This is a genomic window from Bradyrhizobium erythrophlei, from assembly GCF_042430365.1.
Lineage (GTDB): Bacteria > Pseudomonadota > Alphaproteobacteria > Rhizobiales > Xanthobacteraceae > Bradyrhizobium > Bradyrhizobium erythrophlei.
The window spans coordinates 93,565-110,943 of the sequence record NZ_JBHMET010000055.1; the positions used below are offsets into that span (position 1 = coordinate 93,565).

17 protein-coding genes are annotated in these 17,379 nt (G+C 64.7%); 9 read left to right on the forward strand and 8 right to left on the reverse strand.

The genetic code is table 11. The features are described 5' to 3' along the window. The first annotated feature begins 112 nt into the window (after window positions 1–112). A complete protein-coding gene (locus ACFFWD_RS10030; protein WP_376964448.1) occupies window positions 113–1,693 on the forward strand; it encodes an alkaline phosphatase D family protein in 1,581 nt (526 codons plus the stop codon). Window positions 1,694–1,782: 89 nt separating this feature from the next. Here ACFFWD_RS10030 and ACFFWD_RS10035 read toward each other — a convergent pair whose 3' ends face one another. The 3 genes from ACFFWD_RS10035 to ACFFWD_RS10045 form a co-directional block, all read right to left on the reverse strand. Continuing rightward, a complete protein-coding gene (locus tag ACFFWD_RS10035) occupies window positions 1,783–2,019 on the reverse strand; it encodes a hypothetical protein (protein WP_376964451.1) in 237 nt (78 codons plus the stop codon). Between the two features lie 174 nt (window positions 2,020–2,193). Further along, entirely contained in the window at window positions 2,194–3,435 is a 1,242-nt protein-coding gene (locus ACFFWD_RS10040) for an aminotransferase-like domain-containing protein (protein ID WP_376964454.1), read from the reverse strand. Between the two features lie 60 nt (window positions 3,436–3,495). After that, window positions 3,496–4,038: a DUF3124 domain-containing protein gene (locus ACFFWD_RS10045; protein ID WP_376964585.1), complete on the reverse strand. Its 543-nt coding sequence runs from the start codon at window positions 4,036–4,038 to the stop codon at window positions 3,496–3,498. A 273-nt stretch (window positions 4,039–4,311) separates the two neighbouring features. Here ACFFWD_RS10045 and ribB point away from each other — a divergent pair, with 273 nt between their 5' ends. The 3 genes from ribB (at window position 4,312) to ACFFWD_RS10060 (ending at window position 7,773) form a co-directional block, all read left to right on the forward strand. Next, entirely contained in the window at window positions 4,312–5,385 is a 1,074-nt protein-coding gene (ribB, locus tag ACFFWD_RS10050; protein ID WP_376964457.1) for a 3,4-dihydroxy-2-butanone-4-phosphate synthase, read from the forward strand. Between the two features lie 128 nt (window positions 5,386–5,513). Continuing rightward, complete coding sequence (locus ACFFWD_RS10055; protein WP_376964460.1) at window positions 5,514–6,728, forward strand: acyl-CoA dehydrogenase; 1,215 nt, start codon at window positions 5,514–5,516, stop codon at window positions 6,726–6,728. A 127-nt stretch (window positions 6,729–6,855) separates the two neighbouring features. Beyond that, on the forward strand, window positions 6,856–7,773 hold the full coding sequence (locus ACFFWD_RS10060) for an MBL fold metallo-hydrolase (RefSeq protein WP_376964463.1): 918 nt from the start codon (window positions 6,856–6,858) through the stop codon (window positions 7,771–7,773). Window positions 7,774–7,826: 53 nt separating this feature from the next. Here ACFFWD_RS10060 and ACFFWD_RS10065 read toward each other — a convergent pair whose 3' ends face one another. Both ACFFWD_RS10065 and ACFFWD_RS10070 read right to left on the reverse strand, forming a co-directional pair. Continuing rightward, the gene (locus tag ACFFWD_RS10065) at window positions 7,827–8,684 is read right to left on the reverse strand and encodes a DUF1499 domain-containing protein (protein ID WP_376964466.1); all 858 of its coding nucleotides are present in this window, start codon (window positions 8,682–8,684) and stop codon (window positions 7,827–7,829) included. A gap of 224 nt (window positions 8,685–8,908) precedes the next feature. Then, on the reverse strand, window positions 8,909–10,537 hold the full coding sequence (locus ACFFWD_RS10070) for a fatty-acid--CoA ligase (RefSeq protein ID WP_376964469.1): 1,629 nt from the start codon (window positions 10,535–10,537) through the stop codon (window positions 8,909–8,911). A gap of 76 nt (window positions 10,538–10,613) precedes the next feature. Here ACFFWD_RS10070 and ACFFWD_RS10075 point away from each other — a divergent pair, with 76 nt between their 5' ends. Further along, window positions 10,614–11,714 carry an extensin family protein gene (locus tag ACFFWD_RS10075; RefSeq protein WP_376964472.1) on the forward strand — a complete coding sequence of 367 codons (1,101 nt, stop codon included), beginning with the start codon at window positions 10,614–10,616 and terminating at the stop codon, window positions 11,712–11,714. 24 nt (window positions 11,715–11,738) lie between these two features. Here ACFFWD_RS10075 and ACFFWD_RS10080 read toward each other — a convergent pair whose 3' ends face one another. Further along, a complete protein-coding gene (locus ACFFWD_RS10080; protein ID WP_376964475.1) occupies window positions 11,739–12,413 on the reverse strand; it encodes a L,D-transpeptidase in 675 nt (224 codons plus the stop codon). A gap of 340 nt (window positions 12,414–12,753) precedes the next feature. On the opposite strand from ACFFWD_RS10080, the gene ACFFWD_RS10085 reads away from it, so the two are divergent. Both ACFFWD_RS10085 and ACFFWD_RS10090 read left to right on the forward strand, forming a co-directional pair. Continuing rightward, complete coding sequence (locus tag ACFFWD_RS10085; RefSeq protein WP_376964478.1) at window positions 12,754–13,731, forward strand: magnesium transporter CorA family protein; 978 nt, start codon at window positions 12,754–12,756, stop codon at window positions 13,729–13,731. 139 nt (window positions 13,732–13,870) lie between these two features. Beyond that, complete coding sequence (locus ACFFWD_RS10090; protein WP_376964481.1) at window positions 13,871–14,092, forward strand: hypothetical protein; 222 nt, start codon at window positions 13,871–13,873, stop codon at window positions 14,090–14,092. Window positions 14,093–14,227: 135 nt separating this feature from the next. On the opposite strand, the gene ACFFWD_RS10095 is transcribed toward ACFFWD_RS10090, so the two are convergent. Then, window positions 14,228–14,980 (reverse strand): SDR family NAD(P)-dependent oxidoreductase, encoded by a 753-nt coding sequence (locus ACFFWD_RS10095; RefSeq protein ID WP_376964483.1) that lies wholly within the window; start codon window positions 14,978–14,980, stop codon window positions 14,228–14,230. Window positions 14,981–15,022: 42 nt separating this feature from the next. Further along, the gene (pdxH, locus tag ACFFWD_RS10100) at window positions 15,023–15,664 is read right to left on the reverse strand and encodes a pyridoxamine 5'-phosphate oxidase (protein WP_376964485.1); all 642 of its coding nucleotides are present in this window, start codon (window positions 15,662–15,664) and stop codon (window positions 15,023–15,025) included. A gap of 15 nt (window positions 15,665–15,679) precedes the next feature. Between pdxH and ACFFWD_RS10105 the strand changes: the two genes are divergently transcribed. Beyond that, window positions 15,680–16,180 (forward strand): RT0821/Lpp0805 family surface protein, encoded by a 501-nt coding sequence (locus tag ACFFWD_RS10105; protein ID WP_376964487.1) that lies wholly within the window; start codon window positions 15,680–15,682, stop codon window positions 16,178–16,180. 132 nt (window positions 16,181–16,312) lie between these two features. Then, the gene (locus tag ACFFWD_RS10110) at window positions 16,313–17,257 is read left to right on the forward strand and encodes a DnaJ C-terminal domain-containing protein (RefSeq protein WP_376964489.1); all 945 of its coding nucleotides are present in this window, start codon (window positions 16,313–16,315) and stop codon (window positions 17,255–17,257) included. The last annotated feature ends 122 nt before the right edge of the window (window positions 17,258–17,379 follow it).

Below are 17,379 nucleotides of genomic sequence, written 5' to 3' on the forward strand. Positions count from 1 at the left end.
ATCGCGAGTCATCCCGCTGTCGCAAAACCGTCGGCTCCGAGTCAAGAAACCGTAAGCCGGGAGTCAAGGAGCGCAGGCAAAACCTTCGTCGCGATTCGACGAAGGCTGTTCGATGGCGATTGCTACTCCTGCGAAGCGAGGCCTCACAAGGCGTCAGCTTCTGGTCCGCTCCGCATCCACGGCAGCGCTGGCGGGACTGGGCTCGCTCGCAAGACCCTATCTCAGCCGCGCGGCGGATCGTCCTCAGATCGCCGGCGGCATCCAGTCCGGCGACGTTGCCTCCGACTCCGCGGTGATCTGGGCCTGCGCCGATCGGGCGGCGCGGATGCGGGTGGAATGTTCCGCGAGCGAAAGCTTTGCGACCATCCTGCGTACCGCGTCTGCCGATGCGCTGCCCGATCGCGACTTCACCGCAAAGCTGCTGCTCGACGGCCTGCCGCCTGGGCAGGATCTGTTCTATCGCGTGCGCTTCGACGATCGCGACGGCCTCGCCGGCGAGAGCCGTGTCGGACACTTCCGCACCGCGCCGGACGATCGGCGTTCTATTTCGTTCGTCTGGTCCGGCGACGTCGCGGGGCAGGGCTGGGGCATCGATCCGGCGCGTGGCGGCATGCGGACCTATCGCACCATGCTGAACGACTGCCCGGATTTCTTCATCCATTCCGGCGACCACATCTATGCCGATTGCACCGTGCCGTCGGAATTGAAGCTTCCGGGCGGCGAGGTCTGGCGCAACATCGTCACCGAGGAGAAATCCGTCGTCGCGCACAGCCTCGCGCAGTTTCGCGGCAACTATAAATACAACTGGCTCGACGACAATTTCCGCGCCTTCCATGCCGACGTCCCGATGTTCGCGCAATGGGACGATCACGAGGTCACCAACGACTGGTCGCCGATCGGTAGCGCGGATGACACCGGCTACGATGAGGACGGCACCTCGCGCCTGGTGGCGCGGGCGCGGCGCGCCTTCCACGAATTCATGCCGATGCGGCTGATGCCGGAGCGTGACGGCCGCGTCTATCGCAAGATCGCCTACGGGCCGCTGCTCGATGTCTTCATGATCGACATGCGCTCCTACCGCGATTCCACCTGGAACAAGCAGGGCGATCCGAGCGAGGCCTGCATCCTCGGCGCAACCCAGCTCGCCTGGCTGAAGCGCGAGCTGGTTGCATCGAACGCGACCTGGAAGGCGATCGCGGCCGACCTGCCGATCGGCCTCGTCAGTCTCGATGCGATCGCGCTCGGCGACGGTCCGCCGGAGCGGCGCGAGCACGAGATCGCCGACCTGCTCTCCTTCATGAAGCGCGCAGGCATCCGCAACACGGTGTGGCTCACCGCCGACATGCACTACACCGCCGCGCATCACTACGATCCGAACCGCGCCGTGTTCCAGGATTTCGAGCCGTTCTGGGAGTTCGTCTCCGGCCCGCTGCACGCCGGCACCTGGTCGCCCGGCGAGCTCGACAACACCTTCGGCCCGAAGGCGATGTACCAGAAGGGCTGCTCGGCCGAGCAGGGCGACAACCTCGCGCCGTGCTTTGGGCTGCAGTTCTTCGGCCGCGTCGACATCGACGCCAGCACCGAAGTCATGACGGTGACGTTGAAGGACGTCGACAACCGCGATTTGTGGTCCGTCGACATCGCGCCGCGGCCGGACGCGCGGCCCGGCCAGATCATGGCGCAGCACATCTGAGAGGTAGCGCTTCGCGCGGCAATCGTCCCGCGATATGCTCAGCAAGGAAAAAATGGCTCCGCACGGAGCCATTTCGCTTTGTGTCGGCCTTAGTAGTAGCGGTGTTTCTTCACGATCACGACGCGGTCGGGATGATGGCGCCAGCCACTGTGCCAGCCGCGATCACGACGCATCTCGGCGCGTGCATTCCAGCCATGATGCCAGCGATCATTCCAGCTCTGATGATAGCCGTCGCGCTTAATGACGACGGTCTCTGCGCTCGCGATCGACGGCGCCGCAATCGCAAGCGCACCGATCGCCGCAAAGACATATCCAAGCTTCCTCATCTGATCCTCCTCTACTGAGGATGAAACATCGCGCGCGTCGAAACGTTCCTGCGGAACCTCAGGGGGATTTCGGAGATTCTCGATCTGCTGCGGCCGGGCGATATCCTGACCCATGACCGGTAAAGCCGTCATTGCGAGCGAAGCGAAGCAATCCATCTTGCAGCAGGTAAGCAGCTAGCCGTTTTTCTTCTCGACATTGGCGCTTCGTGTCGGCACGCCGAACTCCTTGCGGCAGACCTCGGCGAGCGCGGCGACGCCCTCGCGGATCTGCTGATGCGAGGGGCTGGCGAAGCAGAGGCGGAGCCGGCTGCCGGAATGGGCCTTGTTGGTCGACCATTCCGGTCCCGGGTTGATCGAAACGCCGGCGGATAGCGCCGCCTGATAGAGCTTCAGCGTATCGACAGTGTCGGGCAGCTTGACCCAGAGGAAGATGCCGCCCTGCGGCGCCTCGAACTCGGCCGCGGTGCCGAACTGCTCGTTCAGCGCCTCCATCAGCGTGTCGAGCTTGGCGCGCAGGCCGCGCGTCAGCCGCGGCACATGGGTTGCGAAATGCGGCGCGCAATATTCGGCGAGCACCATCTGCTCCAGCGCGCCGGAGCCGGCGTCGGTCTTCAGCGCCAGCATCCGCGACATCATCTCCCAGGGGGCGACGATGAAGCCGACGCGCAGCGCCGGCGCGATCGACTTCGAGAACGAGCCGATATGGATCACGCCGCCATGCTGGCTCATGGCGTAGATCGCCGGCGGCCGCTCGCCGCTCCAGATCAGGTCGGCATAGCAATCGTCCTCGAAGATCGGCACGCCATATTCTTTCGAGAGCTGCAGCATCTCGGCGCGGCGGCTCTCGGGGAGGATGCTGCCGGTCGGGTTCTGCACGGTCGGGATGGTGTAGATGTATTTCGGCGTGATGCCGCGTCGCTTGTGGTCGGCGAGCGCGGCCGCCAGCGCGTCCATCCGCATGCCCTCGCCGTCAAGCGGAATGCCGACCGGGTTGACGCCGAGCCGGCTCAGCCGGTTTAGCGAGCCCTGATAGGTCTCCTGCTCGATCAGCACGGTGTCGCCCTTGGCAAGCAGCGTGTGGTTGACGAGGTCAAGCGCCTGCAACGAGCCGGACACGATCATGATCTCGTCGGGCGTGCAGACGATGCCGGCGTCGCGCTTGAGTTTCTGGCTGAGGAATTCGCGCAGGGGCAGGTAGCCCTGCGGCCCGTGCGCGAGGTTGTAGGTCGCGAGATTCTTGCCCTCGCGCTTCAGCACGTTGTTGACCGCCTCCAGCAGCCCTTCGACCGGAACCTGCTCGGGATCGTTGTTGCCGCCGACGAAGCTGTACTTTGCAAGTCCGGTCCACCGCGCGGCCGGCGCGGGCAGGCCGGCCGGGAGCAAGGGTGCAAAGTCGAACTGGGCTGGGGTGGACATGGACGTTTCGCTCCGTTCCGTTTTTTCGTTCAGCGGGCCGTGTCGCGGCTCGCCGTGAGGTCAGTTCTTGCCAACCAGCCTGGTCGGCCGGCCCTGGCTGATGAAGGCATAATGTCCGGCGCCGACCCCGCCGACCATCAGAGCCTCCACCACAGGTTCGGCGATCTCGCCGGACGCGGCCCAGTCGACCACGAAATTGGCGCCGGTGCCGCCGCGGGTGTCTGCCATGGCGATGGAGACCTCGACGGTCGAGAACGGTTTTAGCGCGACCGGCGATTTGAGGTAGCTCTCCACCAGCCTGCCTGATGTGTCGAAATAGGCGATCCGCTTCAGCACAAGCGGTGTCGTATCGGAAGCGTTGTGGACGCTGAGCGTCACCGAGAAATCCGCGCGAAGCTTGCCCTGGCTCATGGCCACGCTGGAATAGACCGGCACGTAGAACGCGCCTGACGCCGCTAAAGGCTCCGACGGCACGGACGTCAGCGAATTCGCAAAATTTTGCTGAACACTTCCGGCGGATTGCGCGGCTGCCTCACCTGGGGGCAGGCTGAGCAAGCAGGCCAGAAGCGCCAGAAAAATGTGGCCTGCACGGATGTGACACATTGCTCGTTTGAACCTCACGCCCAGCCCTCCAGGTTGCGGCAACAGGCGCACGGACTTATTCGCGATATCGCCTTACCCTGTTTGCCATGCCGGCCTGCACGGCGACAAGCGTGCCGAGATGGACGCCCGGCTCAGCGAACGGAACGAGGTGCTGCCCTAGGGGCGGGTCGTCCTGGTATGCCTGCCGGGCGCATGGCGGGTTGCATAATGCTACTGGCGCGCGGTTCGGAACCCGGCTAATCCACTGCTTGGAAAGAGCGAGATTTTGGGACAATGGCCGATACGATCCAGGAAGTGCTGCAAGCCTTTGCGAAGGGTGAACTCGTCGTCGTCACCGATGATGACGACCGGGAGGGCGAGGGCGATCTGATCGTCGCGGCGTCGCTGTGCACGGCGGAGAAGATGGCCTTCATCATCCGCCACACCTCCGGCATCGTCTGCGCGCCGATCACGACCGACGATGCGCGGCGTCTGCGGCTCGATCCGATGGTCGCCCACAACGAGTCCAACCACACCACCGCCTTCACGGTCTCGATCGACTACAAGCCGGACGGCGGCACGGGCATCTCGGCCGACGAGCGCGCATCCTGCTGCCGTGCGCTCGCCAACCCCAATGCCGGCGCCAACGACTTTGCCCGGCCCGGCCATATCTTTCCGCTGATCGCGCGCGACGGCGGCGTGCTGCTGCGCTCCGGCCATACCGAGGCTGCGGTCGATCTCTGCAAGCTCACCGGCCTGCCGCCGGTCGGCGTCATCAGCGAGCTGATGAACGACGACGGCACCGTGATGAAGGGCGAGCAGGTCGCGAAATTCGCCGCCGCCCACAAGCTCAAGCACGTCACGATCGCTGACATGATCGCCTATCGCCAGGCCCGCGAGAAGCTGATCGAGCGGGTCGCGACCTTCACCACCGAAAGTCCGATCGGCCCGCTGCAGGGCTATGCCTACCGCTCGCCATTCGACGAGATCATGCATGCCGCCTTCGTCTACAACGGCATCGGCGACGGCAAGAACGTGCTGACGCGGCTGCACAAGCCGAACATCGTCAAGGACCTCTTCACCGGCCAGGCGCGGATGGAAGTGGTGCTGCGGCATTTCAAGCAAGCCGGCCGCGGCGTGCTGGTGTATCTGCGCGACGGTGCGGCCGGTGTTCCCGTCGAGCCCGTCACCGAGCCAAAGACTGCGGAGGCCGACCGCCACAGGCAGTGGCGCGAAGTCGGCGTCGGTGCGCAGATCCTCAGGGATCTCGGCGTCACCTCGATCGTCAACCTGACGTCGTCGGTGCACGACTACAAAGGCCTGTCAGGCTTCGGCATCGAGATCGTCTCGAACGAGAAACTCGACTAGCACCTGTCAATCCGGGTTCGATGCGTGCGCATCGCCCGGAATGACCGGCGTCCAATTCAATTGCGCTTCGCAGCATAGCGCTTTAATTTATCCGCCAATTCCGAGAGACCGACGCGAAAGGATGTTTCATGAGCGTGAGCCCCAAGGCCAAGGACAAGCCGGCAGCGGCTGCTTTCCAGTGGGATGATCCGTTCCTGCTCGACGACCAGCTCACCGAAGATGAGCGCCTGATCCGCGACACCGCGCGCGCCTATGCGCAGGACAAGCTCTTGCCGCGAGTCACCAAAGCGTATCTGGAAGAGAAGACCGACCGCGAGATATTCAACGAGATGGGCGAGCTTGGCCTGATCGGCGTCACGCTGCCTGAGGAATATGGCTGCGCCAATGCGAGCTACGTGGCCTATGGCCTGGTGGCGCGCGAGATCGAGCGCGTCGATTCCGGCTACCGCTCGATGAATTCGGTGCAATCGTCGCTGGTGATGTATCCGATCTATGCCTATGGCGACGAAACCCAGCGCAAGAAATATCTGCCGAAGCTTGCGACCGGCGAGTGGGTCGGCTGCTTCGGCCTGACCGAGCCGGATGCCGGTTCCGATCCCGGCGGCATGAAGACCCGCGCCGAGAAGGTCGCCGACGGCTACAAGCTCAACGGCAGCAAGATGTGGATCTCGAATGCGCCGATCGCCGACGTGTTCGTGGTCTGGGCCAAGTCGGCCGCCCATGACAACCAGATCCGCGGCTTCATTCTGGAAAAGGGCATGAAGGGCCTGTCGGCGCCGAAGGTCGGCGGCAAGCTGTCGCTCCGCGCCTCGATCACCGGCGAGATCGTGCTCGACGATGTGGTGGTGCCGGAAAGCGCGCTCTTGCCCAACGTCTCCGGCCTGAAGGGGCCGTTCGGCTGCCTCAACCGCGCCCGCTACGGCATCTCCTGGGGCGCGATGGGCGCCGCCGAGGACTGCATGCACCGTGCGCGGCAGTACACGCTCGACCGCAAGCAGTTCGGCCGGCCGCTCGCTGCCACCCAACTCGTGCAGAAGAAACTCGCCGACATGGAGACCGAGATTGCGCTCGGCCTGCAGGCGTCGCTTCGCGTCGGTCGCCTGATGGACGAGGGCAAGATGGCGCCGGAGATGATCTCGATCGTCAAGCGCAACAATTGCGGCAAGGCGCTCGACATCGCCCGCATGTCGCGCGACATGCACGGCGGCAACGGCATCCAGATCGAGTATCACGTGATGCGTCATACCGCGAACCTGGAAACCGTAAACACCTATGAGGGCACCCATGACGTCCACGCCCTGATCCTCGGCCGCGCCATTACGGGTATCCAGGCGTTTTCGTAAGCGACCTCACGACCACAGCGTAGGATGGGTAGAGCGAAGCGAAACCCATCTTATCGCCCATCATGCGCCGCATGATGGGTTTCGCTGCGCTCTACCCATCCTACGAGACCGCAACACGGACGCCCCCATGGCCGACAACGACGACATCCCGTTCAACCGCGATTTCCCGCTGAAGCCCGGCATGGTCGAGGAGGTTCGTCCCGGCGTGCGCCGCGTCCTCTGCGACAATCCGAGCCCGTTCACCTTCAGCGGCACGGTCAGCTACATCGTGGGCAAGGGCAAGGTTGCGATCATCGATCCTGGTCCCGACGACGAGGCGCATGCCAAGGCGCTGCTCGATGCCGTCAAGGGCGAGACCGTGACGCATATCCTGGTCACCCACACCCATCGCGACCACTCGCCGAACACCGCGCGGATCAAAGCCGCGACCGGCGCGACCGTCTATGCCGAGGGGCCGCACCGCGCCTCGCGCCCCCGCTTCGAGAGTGAGAAGCACAATCCGGAATCCGGTGCCGACCGCGATTTCCGGCCGGACGTGCAGGTCAAGCATGGCGACGTCATCGAAGGTGCCGGCTTTGCGCTGGAAGCGGTCGCAACCCCCGGCCACACCGCCAATCATCTTGCCTTTGCCTGGACCGAACGCAGCATCAACTTCGTCGGCGACCACGTGATGGGCTGGTCGACCTCGATCGTCGCGCCGCCCGACGGCTCGATGATCGACTATATGGCGTCGCTGGAGCGGCTCGAGCAGCGGCCCGAGCAGCTCTACTTCTCGGGCCATGGGCCGGAGATTCCGGAGGGGCCGCGCTTCGTCCGCTTCCTCACCCGGCACCGGCGCGCACGCGAGGCGTCGATCCTGCACCGCCTCGGCAAGGGCGAGGCCGACATCCCGACCATGGTGCGCGCGATCTATATCGGGCTCGATCCGCGCCTTGCCGGCGCCGCCGGCTATTCCGTGCTGGCGCATCTCGAAGATCTCGTCGCACGCGGCATCGTGGCGACGGATGGCGATCCGGTGATCGGCGGGACATACAAGTTGGCATAAAGGCGAGTAGGGGGCGATCGCTCGTTCGTTCCCTGCTTGCTATTCGCCACTCGCTATTTTTTCACCGCCTTTGCGGCCGGTGCTTTCGGCGCCGCCTGCGGCTTCTTGCTGGCAGGCTTGGCATTCGCGTTATCGACGGCGGTGTTGATGTCCTCGATCAGCTTTGCCACCCGCGCGGCGTTGCTGCCGAGGTCGGCGTCGAAATAGCGCGAGGCCGAGCGGATATCGACTCGCGAGTCCTCGCCGTCGGGCGTGACGCGGATCGAAACGTCTTCGCGGAATCCCATGATCGGCGTCCGCGCCACCGCTTCGATCCGGCCGATCCGGCGCGGCAACTGCGGCGGTCGCTCGTCGATCACGAGCCATTTGCGGCGGTTCACCAGCCGCAGCGTCACCTCATAGGCGCGGTCGACCGGAACCTCGAGCTCGACGGTCTCGATGTCGGGGTAGGCGACGCGCTGCCGCTCGGCCGAGTAGAGGCCGGCATAAACGGCTGGATTGGTGCCCTCGCCGGTGCGCAGCCGCGCCAGCGCTTCGAACTTCGGCGGGTCGATCGGGTCGGTGGTGATGTCGTAGATCGGTGGCAGCTTGCGATACTGATAGGCGAGGTAGGCCGGGTAGGCGAGCACGACGCAGTCGATCAGGAACGCCAGCAGGATCCGGCCCATGCCGCGGCTGCCGTTCTGCCAGATCGCGGCAAAGGCGGCGAGGCCGACCAGGATCGACAGCGCGGCGCAGCCCAGCGCGCCGAAGAACGTCGCCAGCGCCGGCTTCATCTCGAGGAAGCCGAAGCGCACGATGATGATCGAGACCACGACCGCGACGACGGAGAAGATGGCGAGGTTGCGCGACCAGGTGGCGAGACCCGACACGGGCTCCTGCTGGTAGGGAGCGGAAAACCTGCGGGCCATCGTCGAAAAATCTACCGGTTGAAAAACGGGCCGGGCGGCCAATGCCGCCGTCATTTGCCCGCCTGAAGACCATGGCGGTGCGGCAAATTCAAGGGAATTTGGCCCCAGGATTGTCTTTGGAGACCGTCATGCCCGGGCTTGTCCCGGGCATCCACGTCCCACTTCAATCACGGCCAAGACGTGGATGGCCGGGACAAGCCCGGCCATGACGTCTTCTCGCTGGTTTACGCCGCCGCAGTCGGCAGCGTGTAGTCCTTGAACTGGTCGCGGAGCGCCGTTTTCAGGATCTTGCCGGTCGCGGTGTGCGGAATGTCGTCGACGAAAGCGACGTCGTCGGGCATCCACCATTTCGCGATCTTGCCGTCCATGAACTTCAGAATGTCCTCGCGGGTGGCGTTCTGGCCCTGCTTGAGCTGCACGATCAGCAGCGGCCGCTCGTCCCATTTGGGATGCGCGACGCCGATCACGGCGGCCTCCGCGACGGCGGGATGGGCGACCGCGAGGTTCTCCAGGTCGATCGAGGAAATCCACTCGCCGCCGGACTTGATCACGTCCTTGGAGCGGTCGGTGATCCGCATGTAGCCGTGCGGATCGATCGTCGAGACGTCGCCGGTGTCGAAATAGCCTTCCTCGTCGAGGATGTTGGCGTCGACCCGGAAATACGCCTTGGCGATGGCTGGCCCCGAGACCTTGAGCCGGCCGAAGGTCTTGCCGTCCCATGGCAGCTCCTTGCCGGCGTCGTCGGTGATCTTCATCTGGACGCCGAACGGCGGATAGCCCTGGGTCTGCAGGACATCGAGCCGTTCCTCGCCGGTCCGCCCGGCAAACGGCGGCTTCAGCGTGGCGAGCGTGCCGATCGGGCTCATCTCGGTCATGCCCCAGGCGTGACGGACCTCGGTGCCCATGTCGAGGAACGCCTGGATCATCGAGCGCGGCATTGCCGAGCCGCCGCACACCACCATCTTCAGATCGGGCAGCTTGAGATTGTTTGTCGCCATGTGCTGCAGCAGCATCAGCCACACCGTCGGAACGCCCGCAGTGTGGGTGACCTTCTCGGTCGCGAGCAGCTCATAGACCGATGCGCCGTCGAGCTTCGGGCCGGGCATCACGAGCTTGGTGCCCATCGAAGGCGCCGAGAAAGCGATGCCCCAGCTGTTGGCGTGGAACAACGGGACCACCGGCAGCATGGTGTCGGATGCGGAGGTGCCGAGCGCATCCTTGTTGTTGGCCATCAGCGCATGCAGCACGTTGCCGCGGTGCGAATAGAGCACCCCCTTGGGATCGCCCGTCGTGCCGGAGGTGTAGCACATCGCTGCCGCGGTATTCTCGTCGAACGTCTTCCACTGGAACTTGCCGTCGGACGCGGCGATCCAGTCTTCATAGGCGACCGCGTTCTTCAGCGTGGTCTGTGGCATATGCGCCTTGTCGGTCAGCACGACATAGCGTTCGACGCTCGACAGGCTGTCGGCGATCTTCTCCAGCACCGGAATGAAGGTGAGGTCGGTGATGACAATCCGGTCCTGGGCGTGGTTGATGATCCAGGCGATCTGTTCCGGGAACAGCCGCGGATTGACGGTATGGCAGATCGCGCCGATCCCCATGATGCCGTACCAAACCTCGAGATGGCGCCAGGTGTTCCAGGCGATGGTGGCGACGCGGTCGCCGAGCTTGATGCCGTCGCGCTCCAGGCTCTGCGAGACTTTCAATGCGCGGGTATGAATTTCGGCGTAGGTGGTACGATGAATCGGGCCCTCGACGGACCGCGTCACGACCTCCTGCGTGCCGTGATATTTCGCGGCGTGCTCGATAATCTTATGACACAGCAAGGGCCAGTCTTGCATCAAGCCAAGCATACGCAATTCCCTCCTCAATCCTCGCGCATGATCCGCCGGCGTCTTGAGCGGCCGGCGGTGAAATCACGGAACTGACATGAACTTTAGCGCGGAGAAAGCAAGCCGAAAATGGGCTAATGGCGCGTTTGGCCGCGGGGGCGCGGCAATGGTTACCGCTGCCGCGGCGCTCGTTTGGCTTGGCATGCAAGGCGCGCCGGCGGAGGCCGCGCGCCGGCCGGTGCGCTTCCCCTGGGACGACCTGTTCGGGTCAGCTCCGCGCAAGCCGCGGGCGACCGCGCATCGCCACCTGGCGGTGCCCCTGCCGAAGCCGCGCCCGGCCGAGGCACCGGCGGCTGAGCCCGAGCAGCCCGCAACATGGGAGAAACAGCCGCCAGCGGAGACGGCGAAGCCGGACGAGAAGGTGTCGCCGCCTGTGCCGCAGCTCTCAGCCTGCCGGCAGGCGCTCACCGAGGCGATTGCGATCGCACCCAGCATCCCCGACATCCATGGCGCCGGCGGCTGCGGCGGCGAGGATCTGGTGCGGCTGGAGGCGATCGTGCTGCCGGACAAGCGGCAGGTCGCGGTGAAGCCCGCCGCGATCCTCCGCTGCAAGATGGCGGCGGCGATCGCCGACTGGATCCGATCGGACATCGCGCCGCTGGCGCAAGGCCTCGGCAGCACGATCAGCGATCTCGACAATTTCGACTCGTTCGAATGCCGCGGCCGCAACCGCGTCGTCGGCGCCCAGCTCTCCGAGCATGGCCGCGCCAATGCCCTCGACGTACGCGCCTTCAAGCTCGCCAACGGCAAGGCGATCTCGCTCACCGACCGCAGCGTGCCGCGGACCCTGCGCGAGGCCGTGCTGCATTCGGTCTGCGCGCGGTTCTCGACCGTGCTCGGCCCCGGCTCGGACTGGTACCACGAGGACCACATCCATCTCGACCTGGCGGAACGGCGCAGCAATTACCGGATCTGCCAGTGGAACGTGTACGACCCGCTGCCGCAGGTCGCGCCGCTCATGCCTGCCGAGCGTCCCGAAGAGGCGCCGCCGCGCGAGGTCGCCGCCAAATCCGATGCTGCGAGGCCGGATGACGGCAAGGCCGATGCGGCGAAGTCCGACGACGAGGCCGCCTCCTACGCTCCGCCGGAGCCCAAGCCGCAGCCAACAAAAAAGCGCCGGCAAAGCCGGCGCCTTTGATTTCGTCCGCGTTTACCTTGCGGCCTAGTAGGTGGCCACGCTGCCGCCCTGCAGCGCCATCTGCGGCTTGAACGGCGAATCGCCGTGCTTCGGCTCCAGCACCACGACGACGGTGCCGAGCCCGACCCGGTCATAGAGGTCGATGACGTCCTCGTTGGTCATGCGGATGCAGCCCGACGAGATCGAGGCGCCGATATATTCCGGCTGGTTGGTGCCGTGGATGCGGAACAGCGTGTCCTTGCCGCCTGAATAGAGGTACAGCGCGCGCGAGCCCATCGGATTGTCCGGGCCCGGAGCCACGTAGGTCGGAACGCCCAGCCGGGAGATTTCACCCGGGGTCGGGTGCCAGGCCGGCCATTCCGTCTTGCTGCCGATCTTGGCGATGCCGGACCACGCCATGGCTTCCTCGCCGACGGTGATGCCGTAGCGGATCGCCTTGCCGTCCTTCTGGACCAGATAGAGGTAATGGTTGTCGGAATCGACCACGATGGAGCCCGGGGCTTCCTTGCGGTGGTAGTCGACGATGGCGCGGCGGAACGGCTCGGCGACCGGCGTCTTGACGTAGGTGGTCTTGGCGAGGAGTTCCTTGTCGCGCGGCTTGAAGTTCGCGGTATTGGTGGCTTCCCACGTCGTGGCCTGCATGCAGCCCGACAGCATCAGGCCGGCGGCCAGGATTCCCAGGGTAACTTTGAGCGACATGACAACATTCCAATCGAAAATCCGCGCCCCAAAGCGCCAATATTGCGCCTCAAACGCCACGATTCCATTAATCGCATTATTGCCGAACCCTGCCTTTATTCCCAGTGTTTAGATGCCTCTCCCGCGTTGCGGCACGTGATCTGTGGCTTTTTTGCCGCAAGTGTTCTGGCGCGGGGGCCGATTTTTGTGCAAACAGGCAACGGTCGTCGGGGTGGTGCCATGCCACCGCCACTCGGGCGCCACAAGTATGGACGGCCGGTTAATGCGCCGGTCATGAAGGACTTGCCAGAATCGCGTTAAGTCCGCGGGCGTTTCGTCTGCCTGTCTCGTGGAGTTCCCTATGCTGTCGGTGTTCGTCCCCTCGGAATTCTCGCTCAAGAAGGCGGTTTCGCCCGATCTGGCGGCGCTGCCCGAGAATGTCGTCTGGGTCGACCTTGTGAATCCCACGACGGAGGAGGACCGCGCCGTGGAGCGGCTGGCCGGGATCGCGGTTCCGACCCGGGAGGACATGCAGGAGATCGAGATTTCCAGCCGCCTCTACATCGAAAGCAGCGCCCGCTACATGACGGCGACGCTGATGTGCAACTCCGACACCGACATGCCGCGGACCACGGCCGTCACCTTCATCCTGGCCGGCCATCGCCTGGTCACCGTGCGCTACGACCAGCCCAAGCCGTTCCCGCTGGTGGAGGCCAAGCTGGCGCGCGCCTGCGCCCCCAGCATCACCGGCGAGCAGGTGCTGATGGAACTCCTGGACGCCGTGATCGACCGCTGTGCCGACATCCTGGAGCGCTGCGGCGCCGACATCGACCAGGTGTCGCATGACATTTTCGAGCCCGAGAGCAAGCGCCACGGCCACGCCAAGCTGTACTCGCAGATCCTGATCGCGATCGGCCGCAAGGGCGACCTGACCTCGAAGGTCCGCGAAAGCCTGGTCTCGATCGGCCGCGTCGTCACCTTCCTCTCCGCGGTCATGGAAGGCGTCAAATGGTCGAAGGACATGCGCGAGCAGCTCAAGACCATGCAGCGTGACGTGGCGTCACTGACCGATCACGCTTCCTATCTCTCCAACAAGATCACATTCGTGCTGGATGCCATGCTCGGCGTCGTCAATCTCGAGCAGAACAACATCATCAAGCTGTTCTCGGTGATGGCTGTCGTCTTGATGCCTCCGACGCTGATCGCCTCGATCTACGGCATGAACTTCAAGATCATGCCGGAACTCGAATGGGCGCACGGCTACCCTTACGCGCTGGTGCTGATGGTGGTCGCGGCCGTTGTTCCGTACTGGATCTTCAAGTGGAAGAAGTGGCTGTGAAGCCTCATCCGGCGCGTGCGTCACGTTTTGGGATTGGGGCGGCGCTGCCTTATTTCCTCAGCTAAAATTTGAGTGTTGCGCTGAACGTTTGGGCGAAACTTGTCTGCGATAACGCCCGCCTCGAAGCCGGAGGACAGCAATGGTTGAGAAGATCATAACGCCACGGCGTAACGTCATCGACTTTGCGCGCTATCAACAGGACCGCACGCTCGGCAGGGTACAGGCGATCTCGCCGCGTCTGTGCCGTTACTGCGGCGCCGCGTTGCTCGATGGTGAGAACGAAGACGAATGCTCCAGCGCGTTGAACAACGTCGCGCTGCAGCCGCTTGCGAAGAAGCCGCGCCGGTTCTACGCGGACTAGAGGCAGGAGCCTCGGAGGCAGAAGCCTCGTTGCGTCGTTGCACCCGCAATCGAAGCAATCCCTGGAAGACGGCCGCGGCGGCGGCCGGGATCGCTCCGGCGCCTTGCTTCCCCCGCGATGACGACCTGATTGCTCTCAGACGTGCTGGCCACCGTTAATGTGGATTTCCGCACCGTTCACGTAAGAGCTGGTTTCCGTACACAGAACATAAATGATCTTGGCGACTTCGTCCGGCGTGCCGAGGCGGTGCATCGGGATCTGCTGGTCGACGATCTTCTCGGTGCCCGGCGACAGGATCGAGGTGTCGATCTCGCCCGGCGCGATCGCGTTGACGCGGACGCCGACGCGGCCGAAATCCGAGGCCATCTCGCGCGTCAACGCGGCGAGCGCCGCCTTCGAGGTCGCATAGGCCGCACCGGCGAACGGATGCACGCGCGAGCCCGCGATCGAGGTGACGTTCACCACCGCACCGCGCGCGTGCTTTAGCTCCTCGAGGAGGCCGCGGGCGAGCATGATCGGGGCGAAGAAGTTGACGCGGAAAACGTGCAGCCAGGTGTCGACATCGGTGTCCATGGTGCCGAGCCGCGCGCCACCGGATCCTTTCGGCGAGATCGCCGCGTTGTTGACGAGCGCGTGGAGCTCGTCGTTGACCAGCCGCTTGCGGATTTCGGCGATGGCGCGAACGGTGTCATCGTGGTCGCCGAAATCGACCTCGATGTGATCTTCCGGGCCGGCGCCCCACGGGCACACTTCCGGGAAGGCGTGCCGCGAGCAAGTGATGACGCGCCAGCCGGCGGACGAAAACCGGATCGCGGTGGCGTGGCCAATGCCGCGGCTGGCGCCGGTCAGAAGCAGCGTGCGGCGCGGCGCGTTGGATGAGGTGGGCATGTCGATCTTTCAACGTTGAACGGGGTCTTCAGTCGGTCGGCGTCACGGGTAGAGCCTGACCTTCGACCATGCGCCGGCTCCGCCATCGCGGCGGAATTCGACGCGGTCGTGCAGGCGGAACGGGCGGTCGTGCCAGAACTCGATGCGCGTGGGCGTGATCCGCCAGCCGCTCCAGCCCGGCGGGCGCGGCACCTCGCCGATGACGTATTTCGCGCCGAACTTGGCGATCGCCTGCTCGAAGGCAAAGCGGCTCTCCAGCGGCTGCGACTGCTTGCTGGCCCAGGCGCCGATCTGCGCCTGCTTCGGCCGCGTGGCGAAATAGGCGTCGGCCTCGGCGTCCGTCACCGGCGTCACGGTGCCGCGGATGCGGACCTGCCGGCGCAGCGACTTCCAGTGAAAAAGTAAAGCCGCCTTAGGATTTGCGGCCAATTCGCGGCCCTTGGCGCTGGCAATGTGGCTGTAGAAGACGAACCCGTCGGTGTCATAGCCCTTCATCAGCACCATCCGCACGTCAGGCAGGCCATCGGCATCGACGGTTGCGAGCGCCATCGCATTCGGATCGTTCGGCTCGGACTTGCAGGCCTCCGCAAACCACTCGCCGAACAGCGCAAACGGTTCCTCTGCCGCGGTAAAATCACCCGACGTTAACGGTGTCGGGTGTTTGATGGAGGTAGTGTCGGTCATGTCAGGAGTCCCGATTTGCGTTCGATCGCGTCCGAGCGCGCGTTACTTGCCCTATATAGGACATGGGAACGCGTTGGCCTATCGGCGATCCGACCGCTCGGCGCGCTGGCGACACTCATTCTAATCGGCGTCGGCGCGGGCGGCTGCAGCCTGTCGCGCAGCGATGCCATCGCCAAAATGGACGACACGGATGTGACGGGCTCGATCAGTCCGACGCCGGTAAGCGCGCCGGTGCCGACCGAGAGCGATCTCGCCTTCGCCCGCAATGCGGCCTCCGACGTGCTGACCAAGGGCGACAAGGATTCCAGCCAGCCCTGGGAGAATCCGGAGACCGGCGCGCGCGGCTCGGTGACGCCGCTGGCCCAGGCCTATTCCGGCGAGGACGGCCGGACCTGCCGGGATTTTCTCGCCAGCTACGTCAATGGAACCACCGAGAGCTGGCTGCAGGGTGCCGCTTGCAAGGCTGGACAGGGACGGTGGGAAATCCATACTCTGAAGCCTTGGAGAAAGTCCTGAGTGTCCTGTAGTTTCGAACCAGGTAGGGCACCCGACTAGTTGCAAAAATGCCACTGAGCCCCCAGATGAAGACAAAGTGGGGCCGGTAGGTTCCGATTTCAGGACAATCTTCCCGTGAAGGAGACGTGACGGATGCGCGACCCCTATGAGGTCTTGGGGGTGCAGCGGAGCGCCAGCGCCGCGGCGATCAAGAGCGCCTATCGCAAGCTCGCCAAGAAGCATCACCCCGATAACAACACGGGTGATCCGAAGGCGGCTGCCCGCTTTGCCGAGATCAATTCCGCCAACGAGATCATCGGCGACGAGGACAAGCGCAAGCAGTTCGACCGCGGCGAGATCGACGCCGACGGCAAGCCGCGCTTCCAGGGCTTTCCGGGCGGCGGCGCCGGCGCGCGCAGCGGTCCCGGCGGTTTTGAGTACAGTTTCCGCGGCGGCCCCGGTGGCGCGGCGGGCGGCAGCTTCGAGGACATCCTCAACAGCATGTTCGGCAGCCGCGGCGGCGCGCGAGGCGGGCGGTCAAACCCGTTCGAATTCGATACCGGCGGGGTCGGGCTCGACCTCGATCTCAGCGTCGCGATGACGGTGTCGCTCGAGGAATCTGTCAGGGGCGGCGAGAAGCGCGTCCGCCTGCCGACCGGTCGCGAGCTCAACGTCAAGATTCCCGCCGGCGTCGCGAGCGGCCAGCAGATCCGCTTGAAGGGTCAGGGCGAGACCGCGGCTGGCCATCCGCCCGGCGATCTCCTGATCACCGTGAGCATCGCGCCGCATCCGTTCTTCAAGGTGGACGGCATCGATCTCAGGGTCGACCTGCCTGTAACGCTGTATGAGGCGGTGCTCGGCGGCAAGGTCCGCGTGCCGACGCTCGGCAGCGCGGTGGAATTGTCGATCCCGAGGAACACCTCGAGCGGCCGCACCTTCCGCCTCAAGGGCAAGGGGCTGCCCAAGGCAGGGGCGATCGGAGATCTCTATGTCACCACCCGCATCATCCTTCCCAACGGGAACGATGCCGAGCTTGAGGCATTGATGCAGAAGTGGCGCGATGGACACCCCTACAATCCGCGCAGCGAGTTCGGTTAATCCCGGGCGATGCGCTCAAGATGCGAAACTGGCCTACCCCGAAGTTTTTCGGGGTAGACAGCGGCCGTTGTGAGCGGGCTAGAGAATAGGTAACCGTCAGCCGGACTCTGCGGCGTGCAGAT